Origin of the sequence: uncultured Kocuria sp., from assembly GCF_947500125.1 — a bacterium.
Lineage (GTDB): Bacteria > Actinomycetota > Actinomycetes > Actinomycetales > Micrococcaceae > Kocuria.
The window spans coordinates 47317-62064 of the sequence record NZ_CANMRA010000003.1 but is presented as its reverse complement, the minus strand read 5'-3'; the positions used below and the strand labels follow the sequence as shown (position 1 = coordinate 62064).

The 14748-nt window shown below is 73.0% G+C and carries 15 protein-coding genes; 13 read left to right on the top strand and 2 right to left on the bottom strand.

Annotated elements, in window-relative coordinates; genetic code table 11:
- The first annotated feature begins 49 nt into the window (after nucleotides 1–49).
- Genes glf through Q0817_RS02790 form a run of 4 tightly spaced genes read left to right on the top strand, consistent with a single transcriptional unit; the run spans nucleotide 50 to nucleotide 4867 of the window.
- The gene (gene glf / locus Q0817_RS02805) at nucleotides 50–1237 is read left to right on the top strand and encodes a UDP-galactopyranose mutase (protein WP_298583658.1); all 1188 of its coding nucleotides are present in this window, start codon (nucleotides 50–52) and stop codon (nucleotides 1235–1237) included.
- Entirely contained in the window at nucleotides 1234–3237 is a 2004-nt protein-coding gene (locus tag Q0817_RS02800; protein WP_298583657.1) for a glycosyltransferase, read from the top strand. Before glf ends, Q0817_RS02800 begins: the two co-directional genes overlap by 4 nt.
- Nucleotides 3237–4097, top strand: a complete 861-nt coding sequence (locus Q0817_RS02795) for an ABC transporter permease (RefSeq protein ID WP_298583652.1) — start codon at nucleotides 3237–3239, stop codon at nucleotides 4095–4097. The genes Q0817_RS02800 and Q0817_RS02795 overlap by 1 nt, the downstream gene beginning before the upstream one ends.
- A 2-nt stretch (nucleotides 4098–4099) precedes the next feature.
- Nucleotides 4100–4867: an ABC transporter ATP-binding protein gene (locus Q0817_RS02790; RefSeq protein WP_298583646.1), complete on the top strand. Its 768-nt coding sequence runs from the start codon at nucleotides 4100–4102 to the stop codon at nucleotides 4865–4867.
- Between the two features lie 111 nt (nucleotides 4868–4978).
- Here Q0817_RS02790 and Q0817_RS02785 read toward each other — a convergent pair whose 3' ends face one another.
- Nucleotides 4979–7051, bottom strand: a complete 2073-nt coding sequence (locus tag Q0817_RS02785; protein ID WP_298583644.1) for a DUF6541 family protein — start codon at nucleotides 7049–7051, stop codon at nucleotides 4979–4981.
- A 143-nt stretch (nucleotides 7052–7194) separates the two neighbouring features.
- Here Q0817_RS02785 and Q0817_RS02780 point away from each other — a divergent pair, with 143 nt between their 5' ends.
- Nucleotides 7195–7860, top strand: a complete 666-nt coding sequence (locus Q0817_RS02780) for a glycosyltransferase family 2 protein (protein ID WP_298583642.1) — start codon at nucleotides 7195–7197, stop codon at nucleotides 7858–7860.
- Nucleotides 7861–7922: 62 nt separating this feature from the next.
- Nucleotides 7923–8339 carry a DUF2304 domain-containing protein gene (locus Q0817_RS02775; protein ID WP_298583640.1) on the top strand — a complete coding sequence of 139 codons (417 nt, stop codon included), beginning with the start codon at nucleotides 7923–7925 and terminating at the stop codon, nucleotides 8337–8339.
- Between the two features lie 16 nt (nucleotides 8340–8355).
- On the opposite strand, the gene Q0817_RS02770 is transcribed toward Q0817_RS02775, so the two are convergent.
- Entirely contained in the window at nucleotides 8356–9294 is a 939-nt protein-coding gene (locus tag Q0817_RS02770) for a glycerophosphodiester phosphodiesterase (protein WP_298584481.1), read from the bottom strand.
- A 371-nt stretch (nucleotides 9295–9665) separates the two neighbouring features.
- Between Q0817_RS02770 and Q0817_RS02765 the strand changes: the two genes are divergently transcribed.
- The 7 genes from Q0817_RS02765 (at nucleotide 9666) to Q0817_RS02735 (ending at nucleotide 14521) form a co-directional block, all read left to right on the top strand.
- Nucleotides 9666–10928 carry a CpaF family protein gene (locus tag Q0817_RS02765; RefSeq protein ID WP_298583638.1) on the top strand — a complete coding sequence of 421 codons (1263 nt, stop codon included), beginning with the start codon at nucleotides 9666–9668 and terminating at the stop codon, nucleotides 10926–10928.
- Nucleotides 10925–11782 (top strand): type II secretion system F family protein, encoded by an 858-nt coding sequence (locus Q0817_RS02760; RefSeq protein WP_298583636.1) that lies wholly within the window; start codon nucleotides 10925–10927, stop codon nucleotides 11780–11782. Before Q0817_RS02765 ends, Q0817_RS02760 begins: the two co-directional genes overlap by 4 nt.
- A complete protein-coding gene (locus tag Q0817_RS02755) occupies nucleotides 11779–12723 on the top strand; it encodes a type II secretion system F family protein (protein ID WP_298583634.1) in 945 nt (314 codons plus the stop codon). The genes Q0817_RS02760 and Q0817_RS02755 overlap by 4 nt, the downstream gene beginning before the upstream one ends.
- Nucleotides 12724–12776: 53 nt before the next feature.
- A complete protein-coding gene (locus Q0817_RS02750) occupies nucleotides 12777–13001 on the top strand; it encodes a hypothetical protein (protein WP_298583632.1) in 225 nt (74 codons plus the stop codon).
- 2 nt (nucleotides 13002–13003) lie between these two features.
- Nucleotides 13004–13411 (top strand): TadE family protein, encoded by a 408-nt coding sequence (locus Q0817_RS02745; RefSeq protein ID WP_298583630.1) that lies wholly within the window; start codon nucleotides 13004–13006, stop codon nucleotides 13409–13411.
- Nucleotides 13412–13577: 166 nt separating this feature from the next.
- Nucleotides 13578–14003, top strand: coding sequence for a hypothetical protein (locus tag Q0817_RS02740; RefSeq protein WP_298583628.1), 426 nt, complete (start codon nucleotides 13578–13580; stop codon nucleotides 14001–14003).
- Entirely contained in the window at nucleotides 14000–14521 is a 522-nt protein-coding gene (locus Q0817_RS02735; protein WP_298583626.1) for a pilus assembly protein TadG-related protein, read from the top strand. The genes Q0817_RS02740 and Q0817_RS02735 overlap by 4 nt, the downstream gene beginning before the upstream one ends.
- Nucleotides 14522–14748: the final 227 nt, after the last annotated feature.

The window sequence follows — 14748 nt, the reverse complement described above, 5'->3', positions numbered from 1 at the left end:
GCCGGACGCCGGCCGGGCCCACCAGGACACCAACCTCAGGAGTTTGCCCGTGAACGCAGATCTCGTCGTCGTAGGCTCCGGCCTGTTCGGCCTGACCGTGGCCGAGAGGGCCGCCAACGAGCTGGGCCTCGACGTGGCCATCATCGACCGGCGCCCCCACATCGGGGGCAACGCCTACACGGAGAACGAGCCGCAGACCGGGATCGAGGTGCACCGCTACGGCGCCCACCTGTTCCACACCTCCAACGAGCGGGTCTGGGACTACGTCAACCGCTTCACCGACTTCACGGACTACGTGCACCGCGTGTACACGCGGCACCACGACGAGGTCTTCCCGATGCCGATCAACCTCGGCACGATCAACCAGTTCTTCCGCGCGGCGTACTCGCCGGCCGAGGCCCGGGCGCTGATCCAGGAGCAGGCCGGGGAGCTCGCCGGGACCGACCCGCAGAACCTCAACGACAAGGGCATCCAGCTCATCGGCCGGCCGCTCTACGAGGCGTTCATCAAGCACTACACGGGCAAGCAGTGGCAGACGGACCCCAAGGACCTGCCCGCCTCGATCATCAACCGGCTCCCCGTCCGCTACACCTACGACAACCGGTACTTCAACGACAAGTACGAGGGCCTGCCGGTGGACGGCTACACCGCGTGGCTCGAGCGCATGGCGGACCACCCGAAGATCGACGTCCGGCTGGACACCGACTTCTTCGACGAGGGCCACGACTACTCCCGCTCCGCAGTGTCCGGGCAGGTCCCGGTCGTCTACACCGGCCCCGTGGACCGCTACTTCGACTACTCCGAGGGCGACCTCTCGTGGCGGACCATCGACCTGGAGCAGGAGGTCCTGCCGATCGAGGACTTCCAGGGCGCCCCGGTGATCAACTACCCGGACCCCGACGTGTCCTTCACCCGGATCCTGGAGTTCCGCCACTTCTACCCGCAGCGCGACTACACCACGGACGCCACGGTCATCATGCGCGAGTTCTCCCGGTTCGCGGAGAAGGGCGACGAGCCGTACTACCCGGTCAACACCGCGGTGGACCGCGAGAAGCTGCTGAAGTACCGCGATCTCGCCCGCGGCGAGGACAACGTCCTCTTCGGCGGCCGACTCGGCACGTACAAGTACCTGGACATGCACATGGCCATCGGGGCCGCGCTGTCCATGGTCGACAACAAGCTCAAGCCCCACTTCACCGGCGGGGCCACCATCGAGAGCGGGGGAGTGGACGCGTGACCGCGACGACCCAGGACACCGACCGGACCGGCACCGAGGGCACCTCCTACCGGGTGCTGCAGGAGCTGGTCTTCCCGGCGAAGGACCGCTTCCCCACCCAGCCGCTCTACCTGGACTCCCGGGCGGACACGGGCACGGCCGTCCAGCAGGAGGACACGAAGGAGCAGCGGCCCCAGATCGTGGTCAACGTGGCCTCGGACGCCGCGGCCACCAGCGGCGTGGCGATCCTCGGGCGCACGTCCGTGCGCGTGCCGGCCCGCAGCACCGTGTCCTTCGCCACGTACTTCAACGCGTTCCCGGCCAGCTACTGGCGGCACAACACCCACCTGCGGGAGGTCGTGCTGCGGGTGCGGACCACGGGGCGCGGCACGGTGAACGTGCACAGCTCCAACGCGCGCGGCGAGTCCGTGCCCGTGTCGGTGCACGAGGTCTCCGGCGCCGACCGGCTGACCGAGGTCGTGCTGCCCCTGACGGCCTTCGCCGACGGCGGGTGGTACTGGTTCGACGCCACCGCGGGGGACCAGGAGCTCGAGGTGCTGGGCGCCCAGTGGCTGGGCGACGGCACGGGCACCACCGAGGGCTCCGTGACCCTCCAGATCACGACCATGAACAAGCCCTCCTACTGCCTCACCAACGCCCGCCTCCTCGACGAGCAGCGGGAGAACCTGCCCCAGGTCGCGCAGGTCGTGATCGTGGACCAGGGCAACCAGAAGGTCGTCGACGAGCCGGGCTTCGCCGAGGTCCAGGCACGCTTCGGCGACCGCCTGCGGGTCATCGACCAGGGCAACCTGGGCGGGGCCGGCGGCTTCGCCCGCGGCATGTACGAGGCCGTCCGCGCCGACAGCACCTACGTGCTGCTCATGGACGACGACGTCGAGATCGAGCCGGAGGCCGTGCGCCGGATCAGCGTGTTCGCCGACTTCTGCAAGCGCCCCACGCTGGTCGGCGGGCACATGATCGACCTGCTCAACCCGACGAAGATCCACAACTTCGGCGAGGCCATGGACCCCTACAGCTTCCAGTACGGCCCCGCGGGGGAGGGCGTGGAGATCGGCCACGACTTCCGGCACAGCAACCTGCGCGGCACGGCCTGGATGCACCGGCGGATCGAGGTGGACTACAACGCGTGGTGGATGTGCCTGATCCCCACCCAGGTCGTCCGCGAGATCGGCCTGGCCCTGCCCGTCTTCATCAAGTGGGACGACGTCGAGTACGGCATCCGCGCCAAGGCGGCCGGCTACCGGACCGTCTCCCTGCCCGGCGTGGCCGTGTGGCACCTGGCCTGGGCGGACAAGGACGACACCATCAGCTGGCAGGCGTACTTCCACAAGCGCAACCAGCTCGTGGCCGCGCTGCTGCACTCCCCGTTCGACCGCGGCGGCGAGGTGCTCGGGCGCAACGGGATCAAGGACCTGCGGCACCTGCTGTCCATGCAGTACTTCGCGGAGGAGGCCCGGGTCCTGGCCCTGCGGGACGTCCTGGCCGGGCCCGAGGCCCTGCACGAGCTGCTGCCCCAGCGCATCCGCGACGTGCGCCGGATGATGACCCAGCACTCCGACGCCGTCTACCAGGCGGACCTGGACGCGTACCCGACGGTCGCCTCGGCCAAACCGCTGCGCACGCGGCGGCTCTCCGCCCCGCACGGGCTGAAGGTCCTCACCTCCGCCACGACCGCCGTGGTGCGCCACCTCGCCGTGCGCCCGCAGGAGCAGGCCGAGCAGCACCCCCAGGTGCACCTGCCCTACCAGGACGCTCGCTGGTGGCGGCTCGCCCGCTACGACAGCGCCCTCGTCTCCGCCTCCGACGGCACCGGCTACACGTGGTACAAGCGCTCGCCCCGCGAGGCCCGTGCCCTGATGGCGGAGTCCCTGCGGCTGCACGCCCAGCTGGCCCTGCGCTGGCCGGAGCTCTCCCGCCGCTACCGCGCCGCCCTGCAGGAGGTCACCTCCATGGAGGCCTGGGAGGCGACCTTCCGCGAGCACTCGGAGATCGGCGCCTGATGCCGGCGGCCACGGTCGTCCGGAGGCCGTCCCCCGGGACGGGGCTGCCGGCGGTGTTCCGCCAGCGCTACCTGCTGAAGCTGCTGGTCGACAAGGAGCTGCAGATCCGCTACCGGGGCACGGTCCTCGGGCTGCTGTGGTCCTACGTCAAGCCGGGGATCCAGTTCGTGGTCTTCTACGTGGCCCTGGGCATCTTCCTGGGCTTGGAGCGGGGGATGGAGAACTATGCCGTGTACCTGTTCTCCGGGATCATCCTGATCAACTTCTTCTCGGAGTCCTTCGGCAACGCGGCGCGCTCGATCGTGGCCAACGCGAGCCTCATCAAGAAGATCTACCTGCCCCGGCAGATGTTCCCCGTGGCGTCCGTGTGGGTCGCCGCCGTGCACCTGATGCCGCAGCTGGTGGTCATGCTCCTCGCCGCCCTGATCGTGGGCTGGTCGCCCACGTGGATCTCCCTGCTGGCCGTGCCCGCGGCGCTGCTGATCGTGGGTCTGCTGGGGGCCGGGCTGGGCATGCTCTTCGGCGCGGCGAACGTGTTCTTCCGCGACGCCGAGAACTTCGTGGACCTGATCGTCATGGTCAGCACGTGGTCCGCCCCGGTGCTCTACGCGTGGACGATGGTCCGCGACGTGCTGGGCCCGGTGTGGTTCGCCGGGTTCATGCTCAACCCGCTGACCGTGGCCGTGGAGCTCTCGCACGCCGCGTTCTGGCTGCCGACCACCACCCCCGGCGCCCACGAGGTGCCGCCCCACCTGTTCTCCCTCTGGACGCCGGTGGCGCTGCTCGTGGTCACGGTCATCATGGTCCTGGGCGACCTGATGTTCCGGCGCCTCGAGGGCCGATTCGCGCAGGAGCTGTGACGATGAGCACCGACCGCACCGCACCGCCGGCCGAGCCCGCCGTGGTCGCCCGGCACCTGGCCAAGGAGTTCTCCCTGCGCCACGCCCGCTCCCTCAAGGAGACGGTGATGTGGCTCGCGCGGGGACGGCGCCAGGACATCTCCAACCGCTTCCGCGCCCTGGAGGACCTCAGTCTCAGCATCCGGCCGGGCGAGAGCGTGGCGCTCGTGGGGCTCAACGGCTCCGGGAAGTCCACGTTCCTCAAGCTGGTCTCCGGTGTGATGAGCCCCGACGGGGGCTCGCTGGAGGTCAACGGGCGCGTGGCCGGGCTGATCGAGGTCGGCGCGGGCTTCCACCCCGACCTCACCGGCCGCGACAACGTCTACCTCAACGGCGCCATCCTCGGCATGACCAAGGAGGACATCGACCGGAAGTTCGACCAGATCGTGGCGTTCTCCGAGATCGAGCAGTTCATCGACACCGAGGTGAAGTTCTACTCGTCCGGCATGTACCTGCGCCTGGCGTTCGCCGTGGCCGTGTTCACCGACCCGGACATCTTCATCATCGACGAGATCCTCTCCGTGGGCGACGAGCCCTTCCAGCGCAAGAGCCTGGGCCGGGTCAAGGAGCTCTCGGAGGAGGGCAAGACGCTGCTGGTCGTCAGCCACGACTTCGACGTGGTCCGCAAGGTCTGCGACCGCGGGGTGTGGATCGAGCACGGCAGGGTCCGCAGCGACGGGCCCATCGACGAGGTGATCGAGCAGTTCCGCGCCGCGGAGAACGCCGGCTGACGCCTCCCCACCCGTGCCGGACGACGGGCCGCCCCGCTCCTCCGGGAGCCGGGCGGCCCGTCGTGCGTCGCAGGCCCGTCGTCCGTCGCCGGACGAGCGACCCTCGCGGGATCAGGGGCCGTCGCAGCCGACGACCTCGTAGAGCGCCGCCCCGCCCTCGCGCTCGACCAGCGCGAGACCGGGGGCGACCTGCGGGTCGACGGCGTTGATCCCCGAGTAGTCCCGGGCCTGGCGGGCCTCGGGGATGATGAACTGTGTGCCGAAGTCCAGGACCCACTGCACGTCCAGCTCCTCGGCGGCCGCGCAGGCCGGGCTGCCCGGGGCGGCGTCGTCGATCCCGGTCGCGATCGCGTACAGCTCCGGGTCCAGCTCCCGCAGCTCGACGGCGGGCGACTCGACGTGGTACTGCGTCACGGCCCGGTCCGCGACCGCGTAGGCGAGGGAGCCGCCGTTCCAGGGATTGACGGCGATGACGTCCCCCGGCTCGGTGAGCTCGTCGAGCTCCTGCAGCAGCTCGTACTCGTCCCGGTTGACGATGCTCTCGGGGCCCTCCCACGCGTAGTACTGCTTGCCCCACCGGGTCGCCTGGGTGAGGGACTCGACCTGGGAGTACGGCACCGCGAGCGCCAGCACCACGACCGCCGCGACGGGGAGGGCGGCGCGCCCGGCCCGGGGCCGGCCGGCGAACGTGGCCAGGGACTCGAGGCCGGCGGCCAGGCCGCCCACCACGTGGGCGGCACCGAGGGCGATGAGCGGCACGGCCGTCAGCGGGAGCGTGGCCGCGAGGCGGTACGAGTCGGTGTACCACCCGCCCACCAGCCACTGCCGGGCCGGGCTCTCCTCGCCCGCGGCGGCCACGGCGTAGAGGTAGACGAGCACGAGGTGGGCGAGCACCAGCCAGCGCAGTCGACGCCGGGAGACGGCGGCGTAGATCCCCGCCCCGGTGAGCAGCACGAGGACCCAGGGGACGTCCTCCCGGCCGTTGGCGCCGAAGAGCAGGGCCTCGCCGACGGCCCGCGCCAGGGTGGTGGACGGCTCCCACACGAACGACGTGGTCAGCACGTTCCACAGCAGCAGCCACGCGGCGACCCCGACGGCGGCGAGCGCCACGAGCGCGAGGACGGCACCGCGGCGCCGGGCGCCGGCGGCAGCCCGCAGACCGGTCCACCACGCCGTGGCCGCCAGGGGCACCGCGACGACGAGCAGGGCCAGGAACGCGTTCGGCTGGGAGACGAACAGCGCGCCCAGGGTGACCACCAGGCTGGCGGCCAGGCGCACCCGGCCGGGCGCGTCCGGGGTGCGCGCCGTCCGGTCCGCGGTCACCGCGGGCCCGAGCAGCCGCACGAGCAGACCGAGGGACACGGGGGCGATCGCCAGGGCGAGGATGTTGGGGAAGAGCGGGCCCCACGCCATCAGGCCCAGCGGGAAGACGCTGAAGCCGGCGGCGGCGGTGCCGGCGAGGACGGCCGCCACCGCGGACGGGCCGACCAGGCAGCGGGTCAGGAAGATGCACGAGGCGGGCCAGACGAACCCCGCCACCGCGAGCAGGGTCAGGTTGTGGGCGACGAACACGCTGTCGCCGGTCAGGGGGACCACGAGGGAGGCCAGTTGGTGCCACGCCGCGGGGTACAGGGCGATCGCGCTGTCCGGGCTGACCATCCGGTTCAGCGTCAGGGTCGAGCCGTTGCCCGTCTCCACGACGTAGCGGATGGCGTTGAGGTGGAAGATGTTGTCCCAGCGCTGGGCCATCGCCTCCGGGGCGCCGACCACGGACGTCAGCCGGCGCAGCAGCAGGACCGCGCCGACCGCGAGACCGGCGGCGGCGCCGGCCGGGAACAGCCAGCGGCGCCCGCCGTCGTCGTGCGCCTCCGGGTCCCCCGGGCCCGCCCCGGCGGTGGGCGGGCCGGGCACGTGCCCGCCCCGGGGGAGCAGCCGCCCCACCAGCCACGCGAGCGCCGCCAGCACCAGGGCGGCGAGCACCTGGGACAGGACACCGTAGGGGACGCCCACCAGGTCCAGGACCACGCCGGTGAGCCCGACGACGGCGACGCTGAACGCCGGTGCCGTCAGCAGGATCCGGCCCCCGCGCTGCCCGAAGGCCCACAGCAGGGCCAGGCCGGGCAGCCACAGGAACGCCAGCAGGACCAGGAACGCCGGGAGGTACGGCCACCAGTCCGTCAGCACGTCGGTCCTGCGGGGCTCGGCCTGGCAGCGGGCACGGTCTCGTCCTCACGGTGGGGGGAAGGGTCGGGACGATCATAGCGGCCGCCCCGGGCCCCGCCTCCGTCCTGACGGGCGGGTCCGGTCCCCTGTGCGAGAATGTCCGGGTGAGTCGTTCGTGGATCGTCATGCCCGTGTACAACGAGGCGGCCGTCGTGGGAGAGGTGCTGAAGGAGCTCCGGAAGACCTTCCCGCACGTCGTCTGCGTCGACGACGGATCCTCCGACGACTCCGCCCGGATCTGCGCCGAGGCCGGCGCCGTCGTCGTCCAGCACCCCATCAACCTGGGGCAGGGCGCGGCGCTGCAGACCGGGTTCGAGTACGCCCTGCAGGACCCGGGGATGGACTGCGTGGTCACGTTCGACTCCGACGGCCAGCACCGCGTGGTGGACGCGTGGGACATGGTCGAGCGGATCCGCTCGGGAGAGGCCGAGGTCGTGCTCGGCTCCCGCTTCCTCGACCGGAGGACTCGGATCTCCGCGCTCAAGCGGATCGTGCTGCGCACCGCCGCGTTCTTCTCGAAGCTGTCCACCGGCATGGACCTCTCCGACGCCCACAACGGGCTGCGCGCCATCGACCGGGGCACCCTGTCCCGGATCCGGCTGACCCAGAACCGGATGGCGCACGCCTCCGAGATCGTCAACCAGCTCGCCGACATCCGGCCCCGCTGGGTCGAGCACCCGGTCGAGATCATCTACACGGACTACTCGAAGTCCAAGGGGCAGTCGCTGCTCAACGGCGTGAACATCCTCGCCGAGCTGTTCGTCAAGTAGTCCGCACCGAGTCCGCATCCAGTCCGCATCCAGTCCGCACCGTCGAAGGGAAGAGCCGTCCGATGATCTACGCCGTCCAGATCCTGCTGGTCCTGGCCGTGGGCTACGGCGCGCTCGCCCTGATCCGCGGCGGGGCCAACGCCAAGCACCAGGCGATCCGCCGCGTGGTGGGCCTGGCGTTCTTCGTCTTCGCCGCACTGTCCATCTTCTTCCCCGACCTGCTCACGGGCGTCGCCCACTTCTTCGGGATCGGGCGCGGCACGGACCTCGTCCTGTACGGCTTCGTGGTGATCTTCATGATCACCCAGGCCACCTCCGCGCTGCGCAACCGCCAGCAGGAGGTCAACGTGACCCGGCTGGCCCGGCACATCGCCGTGACCGAGGCGGAGCGGCCGTGGGCACCGGTCCCGGCCCACGCCGAGCGGTCCTCGGTGCGCTCCTTCGCGAAGACCTCCCCGGGGCAGCGCCCCGCGGGCTGACCGCCCCCGGCGCGGCTCAGGCCTCCCGGAGTACCCGGGAGAGCAGGTCCGGCCGGTCGGTCATGACGCCGTCCACGCCCCACTCCAGCAGGCGGCGCATGTCGTCCTCCCGGTCGATCGTCCACACGTCCACCCGCAGGCCCGCCCGCTGGGCGGCCCGCAGCAGCCCGGGCGTGAGCACGCGCAGCCCCAGGAGCGTGTCGGGCGGCTGCAGGCCCTGGAACGGCAGGGCGTGGTGGTGGTGCCGGCCCAGCAGGCACAGCACCCGGAAGGCCGCGAACTCCGTGACGGCGGCCGCCGTGGGGACCGTCCCGCCCGAGACCTGGCGGAAGCGCCGGATCGAGGCCGTGCGGTTCGTCGCCACGAGCGTGCGCCCCTGGGCGCCGGCCGCCCGGACGGTCCGCCAGACGATCTCCTCGGCGCCGGGACGGTTGCCCTTGAGCTCGATCGCCACGCGGTGCTCGGGGAACGCCTCGTAGACCTCCGCGAGCGTGGGGACGTGCACCCCGCGCCCGCGCCACGGGAAGGTGCTGCCGTCGAGGGTGAACGCGTGCCCGGCGTCCAGGCGCCGCAGCTGCGCGGTGGACATCAGCGCGACGGCCCCGGTCCCGTCCGTCGTGCGGTCCACCGTGAGGTCGTGCATCAGCACGGCCGCGCCATCGGCGGAGGCCTGCACGTCGAGCTCCAGCACGACGTCCCCGAGGTCGGCGGCCGCCCGGAACGCCTCGAGCGTGTTCTCCGGCGCGACCTCGGCGCCGCCACGGTGGGCGAAGGCGGTCGGCCAGTCCCGGGGCACGGGGGCCCTCGGACCCGGCGACGGAGCCTCCAGGTGCCGGCCGAGGGCCGCACCGACCCCGCTCGTGAGCAGGTTCCCGGCGAACGGGACGGCCGCTCGGAGCAGCGCCCTGGCCCGGACGGCGAGATCGGGGTGCGTGCCGTCCGGCGCGGTGGTCATGGGGGTCACGGGGGTCCTTGCGTTCGGCGACGGCGTCGGCAGCACGGGCGGTGCCGTGGTGCGGACGCCCGGTGCGGGGGGCGTGCCCGCCCGTCACACTACGGCCCCGCGGCACGGCGCGCACGCCGGCGAGGGCGGGGCGGGGCGGTGCCGCCACGGGGCAGATTTCATGCGCTCGCATCCTGTGACAGACCGTGTGTTCCCGGACGGGAACAACAGCGCAGGTCAGCGACGGCTGTCCACAGGAGGCCGGCCGGGGGTTGTCGGGACGACGGCGGACTGGCCTATGTTCCTGTGCATGCGCTCCGCAGGGGAGCCGCCGGCGCGGATCCCGCGCAGGGGAACGCACAGGGGAACGCGCAGGGGGACGGATGACGGCACTGCTCTCGGAGGACGCGCTCGGACTCGTCGAGGCCGAGGTGCGCGAGCTGATCCGGCGCCGGGGCCTGGACCCCGTGCTGGAGCTGGAGCGGACCCGGGAGCTGGTGGACGCCGCGGTGCGCGACTACGACCAGCGTTCGGCTCGCGGAGTGCTGCCAGCCCTGGCGGACCTGGACGCCGCCCGCCGGGTGCTGCTGGACCTGGTCGCCGGGTTCGGCCCCCTGCAGCCGCTGCTCGACGACCCGCGGATCGAGGAGATCTGGATCAACGGCCCGGCGGAGGTCTACGCCGCCCGCGGCGGGGAGTCCGAGCTGACGAGCCTGGTGCTGACCGAGGCGCAGATCCGCAACCTCGTGGAGCGCATGCTCAAGTCGTCGGGACGACGCCTGGACCTGTCCTCCCCGTTCGTGGACGCGGCGCTGCCGGACGGGTCGCGGCTGCACGTGGTGATCCCTGACGTGACGCGCCGGCACTGGGCCGTGAACATCAGGAAGTTCGTGGCCCGGGCGCGGCGGCTGGACGACCTCGTGGAGCTGGGCTCGCTGCCGCCGAGGGCGGCGCGGTTCCTCGACGCGGCCGTCGCCGGCGGGCTGAACATCCTGGTCTCGGGCGCCACCCAGGCCGGCAAGACCACGCTTCTGAATTGTCTGTGCGCCTCGATCGGCCCGCGGGAGCGGGTGGTGACGGTCGAGGAGATCTTCGAGCTGCAGGTCCCGCTGCGCGACGTCGTGGGGATGCAGTGCCGTCAGCCCAACCTCGAGGGCACGGGCGAGATCCCGCTGCGCCGGCTCGTGAAGGAGGCGCTGCGGATGCGCCCGGACCGGCTCGTGGTCGGAGAGGTGCGGGAAGCCGAGAGCCTGGACATGCTCATCGCGCTCAACAGCGGTCTGCCGGGGATGTGCAGCCTGCACGCGAACTCGGCCCGGGACGCCGTGACCAAAATCTGCACCCTGCCGCTGCTCGCCGGGGAGAACATCAGCACTGCTTTCGTGGTGCCCACGGTGGCCTCGTGCTTCGACCTCGTGGTGCACTGCCACCGCGACCACCACGGTCGGCGCCGGGTGAGCGAGATCCTCGCGATCGGCAACCGGGTCGAGAACGGCGTGATCGAGACGTACCCGGTCTTCGCCGACGTCGGCGGATCCCTGCAGCCGGTGGCTGTCGAGGCGCCGGCTGCGTGGAAGTTCGAGCGGGCCGGGCACCGGGTGAGCGAGCTGCTGGCGGACGACGGACCGGTCGGAGCAGCGCGGTGAGCGCGGCGCTGGGAGTGCTGCTGGGCGCGGGCGTCTTCCTGCTCTGGTGGTCCTGCTGGGCCGACGACGCGCCGCGCCCGGTCGGCTCGCCCCGGCCCGGCCGGCTGCGCGAGCTGCTGCTGCGCGCGGACCTGCCCCGGGTCGGCCCGGCCGGGCTGCTGGCCGCCTGCGCCGTGGCCGGGACGCTGGGCGGTCTGCTCGTCGCCGCGGTGACCGGCGCGGCCGTCCTCGGCCTGTGCGCCGCGCTCCTGGGGGCGTGGGTCCCCGTGGCGGTGGTCCAGCACCGGGCCCGGAGCCGGGCGGCCGCCCTGCGGGAGGTGTGGCCCGACGTCGTCGACCACCTGCGCTCGGCGATCCGTGCCGGGATGTCGCTGCCCGAGGCGCTGATCCAGCTGCAGTACCGCGGGCCGGAGCCGGTCCGTCCGGCCTTCGCCCGGTTCGCCGCTGACTACCGGGCGTCGGGCCAGCTGCAGGGCGCGCTCACCCTGCTCAAGGACCGGCTGGCCGACCCCGTGGCCGACAACATCGTCGAGGCCCTGCGGGTGACGCGGGAGGTCGGCGGGACCGACCTCGGCCGGCTCCTCGGGACGCTGTCGGAGTTCCTGCGGGAGAACGCCCGCACCCGCGGAGAGCTGGAGGCCCGCCAGTCCTGGACGGTCAACGCCGCCCGCCTGGCGGTCGCCGCACCGTGGATCGTCCTGGCTCTGATGGCCACCCAGCCCGCCGCGATCCGGGCCTACGACACCCCGGCCGGCGCCCTCGTGCTGCTCGGCGGGCTGCTCGTGTCCGTGACCGCCTACCGCCTCATGCTGCGGATCGGGGCGCTGCCCGAGCCCGCCCGGGTGCTGCGGTGAGTGCCTCCCCCGCCCTGCTGGTGCTCCTCGGCCTGGTGCTCGCCGCCGGGCTGTGGCTACTGCTGACCGGGGCCCGGGTGACCGGTGGCCCGTCCTTCGCGACCCGGATCTCCCCGCAGCTGCGCTCCGTGGAGGTCGAGTCTGCGCTGCTCGCCCGCCCCGGGCACCGTTCCGCCCGCGCCCCGGGCCGGGCCACGGGGGGACTGGAGCCGCTCGTGCGAGCCCTGGCCCACCGCGTGTTCCGGCACGCCGCCCCGTCGGCGGGCCTGGAGCGACGGCTGGCCCGCGCGGGCGCCGCGACCACGGTGGCGGACTTCCGCGCCGAGCAGCTCCTGTTCGCGACCGGGGGTCTGCTGGTCGGCGTCCTGCTCGGCGTGGCCGCTGCGGCTCGCTGGGGCACGGGTCCCGGTGGGGTGCTGCTGGCCGTGGGGGTCACGACGGCGGCCGGGCACCTGATGCGCGGACACCTGCTGAGCCGGCGGATCCGGGTCCGTGAGGCCAGGATGCTGGCGGAGTTCCCCGCCGTGGCCGAGCTGATGGCGCTGTCGGTCGGCGCGGGGGAGAGCGCGGTGGGTTCGCTCGAGCGGGTGTGCCGGGTCGCGGAGGGCGAGCTCACCGCGGAGTTCCGCGGCGTGCTCGCGCAGACCCGGTCCGGCGCCGGACTGGTACACGCCCTCCAGGACTTCTCCGCCCGCACGCCGGTGGCACCGATCGGCCGGTTCGTGGACGGCATCGTCGTGGCCATCGAACGCGGCACGCCTCTGGCGGACGTGCTGCGGGCCCAGGCCCAGGACGTGCGGGACAACGACAAGCGCGAGCTGATGGAGGCCGCCGGGCGCAAGGAGATCGCCATGATGGTCCCCCTGGTGTTCTTCGTGCTGCCGCTGACGGTCGTGTTCGCCGTGTACCCGGGTCTCGCCGTCCTCGAGCTCGGCTTCTGACCTCTCATCCGGGCGGCCGGAGACGGGCCGCCCACCAGGAAAGGACACACCCCATGACACACCTCCACCGGCTGGCCGCCCTGCTCGGCGTCCTCGCCCTCACCCTGACCGCCCTGCGCGCGCGGCTCTCCGCCGACGACCCCGACCGCGGCGACGTCCCCGGCTGGGTGATGCTGACCCTGATGTCCGCGGTGCTCGTGGCCGGGCTGCTGCTGGTGGCGCAGCCGGCCCTGGAAGGACTCTTCCAGGACGCGATGGCCCGCGTGAGCCAGAACTGAGGATGGACGAGGAGCGCGCCCGTCCGGGTGTCGGACCCCCGGAGGCGGACCGGGGCAGCGCGGTGGTCGAGTACGTGATGGTGGCCGGTCTCGTGGCGATGATCTTCGCGGCCACGCTGCAGCTCGCCCTGGCCCTGCACGTGCGCAACACGCTGGTCGACGCCGCCGCGGCCGGCGCCCGGTACGGCACCCTGGCCGACCGCTCGCCCGAGGACGGCGTCGAACGGACCCGGAGGATCGTCTCCGGCGCCCTGGGCCCCCGGTACGCCCAGGACGTCGTCGCGACCCCCGTGACGGTGGGCGAGCTGCGGACCCTGGAGATCACGGTGGTCTCGCCGCTGCCCGTGGTGGCGCTGTTCGGCCCGCCCGACTCCCTGGAGGTGCGCGGCCATGCCGTGCTCGGCGACTGAAGCACCTGAAGCACTTGAGACACGTGGGACACGTGGAGCAGCTGGTGCACGTGGTGCACGTGGTGCACGTGGAGCACCTGCAGCGAGCGGAGCACCTGGGGCGACTGCGGCCGCCGAGGAGACCGGATCGACCGGGTCGGCCCGCCGCACCGGGGGGCTGTTCGACGTGCTCGGCAGGCCCGCGGACGGTGACGAGGGCAGTGCGGTCGTGGAGTTCGTCGCGCTGGGCACGCTGCTGCTCGTGCCCGTGGTCTACTTCGTGCTCGCGGTGGCCCAGGTCCAGGCCGGCGCCTTCGCGGTGGTGGCCGCCGCGCAGCAGGCCTCCCAGCTGCTGGCCCGGGCCGAGCCCGGTGAGCTCTCGGACGCCGGGCTCACCGCGGCGGCGCAGCTGGCGGCCGCGGACCAGGGCTTCGCCCCGGACCGGCTGGGGATCCGGCTCGAGTGCTCCGACGGGGCCTGCGCGGCGCCCGGGGCGGTGGCCACGGTGCACGCCACCCTGGAGGTCCCGCTGCCGCTGGTGCCCGGGTTCACCGACCTGGACGTCGCCGTGCTGACCTCCTCGGCCACGGTCGTGATCGGCCGCTACGGATGAGCGGGCGGGCCGCCGGACCGGACCCGCGCCGGGCCGGGAGCCGGGACCACGGCCGGGACCACGACCGGGACCACGACCGGGGCGAGGACCGGGACGACGGGCAGGTCACGATCCTGGTCATCGGCTTCGCGGTCGTGCTGCTCCTGCTGACGGTCGTGGTCATGGGGGTCACCGCGGTCTACCTGGGGGAGCGGAAGCTGCAGGTGCTGGCCGACAACGCCGCGCTCGCCGCGGCCGACACGTTCGTGGAGCTGCGCCCGGGAGCGCCCGGAGCACCACCCCGCACCGTGCTGGACGACGACGCCGTGGCGGGGGCCGCGGCCGCCTACCTCGACACGGTCAGCGCCTGGGCAGGGACACCGGGCCTGGCGCTGGCCGCACCCACCGGGAGCCCGGACGGGCGGACCGCGGAGGTGACCCTGTCCGCCGTCGTGCACCCGCCGGTGGTCAACCTCCTGGTGCCCGACGGCATCCCGATCACCGCCACGAGCGAGGCCCGCGCCCGGTTGGGGCGATGACGTCACCCACCCGGCGCCGTCCACCCGCGCGTGAGCGCTCGGGGGGGTCGGCGCGGCAGGACCGGCCCCGCGCGAGGCGACGGGAATGGTCACCATTCGGGTGCTGTTCGGCGCGATCTCATTGACCGGCCGGGAGCGGGGGCGCACGCTGGTGCCGAGGGATGTTCCTCCGGACCGGCTCTCGTGATCGCATCGGTCCTGGTGGGGAGGAGGTGCCGCGACGACGT

Coding starts and splice junctions, on each gene's coding strand:
- Q0817_RS02795 (WP_298583652.1), top strand. CDS start 3,237: ATGCCGGCGGCCACGGTCGTCCGGAGGCCGTCCCCCGGGACGGGGCTG.
- Q0817_RS02790 (WP_298583646.1), top strand. CDS start 4,100: ATGAGCACCGACCGCACCGCACCGCCGGCCGAGCCCGCCGTGGTCGCC.
- Q0817_RS02775 (WP_298583640.1), top strand. CDS start 7,923: ATGATCTACGCCGTCCAGATCCTGCTGGTCCTGGCCGTGGGCTACGGC.
- Q0817_RS02770 (WP_298584481.1), bottom strand. CDS start 9,294: ATGACCACCGCGCCGGACGGCACGCACCCCGATCTCGCCGTCCGGGCC.
- Q0817_RS02765 (WP_298583638.1), top strand. CDS start 9,666: ATGACGGCACTGCTCTCGGAGGACGCGCTCGGACTCGTCGAGGCCGAG.
- Q0817_RS02750 (WP_298583632.1), top strand. CDS start 12,777: ATGACACACCTCCACCGGCTGGCCGCCCTGCTCGGCGTCCTCGCCCTC.
- Q0817_RS02745 (WP_298583630.1), top strand. CDS start 13,004: ATGGACGAGGAGCGCGCCCGTCCGGGTGTCGGACCCCCGGAGGCGGAC.
- Q0817_RS02735 (WP_298583626.1), top strand. CDS start 14,000: ATGAGCGGGCGGGCCGCCGGACCGGACCCGCGCCGGGCCGGGAGCCGG.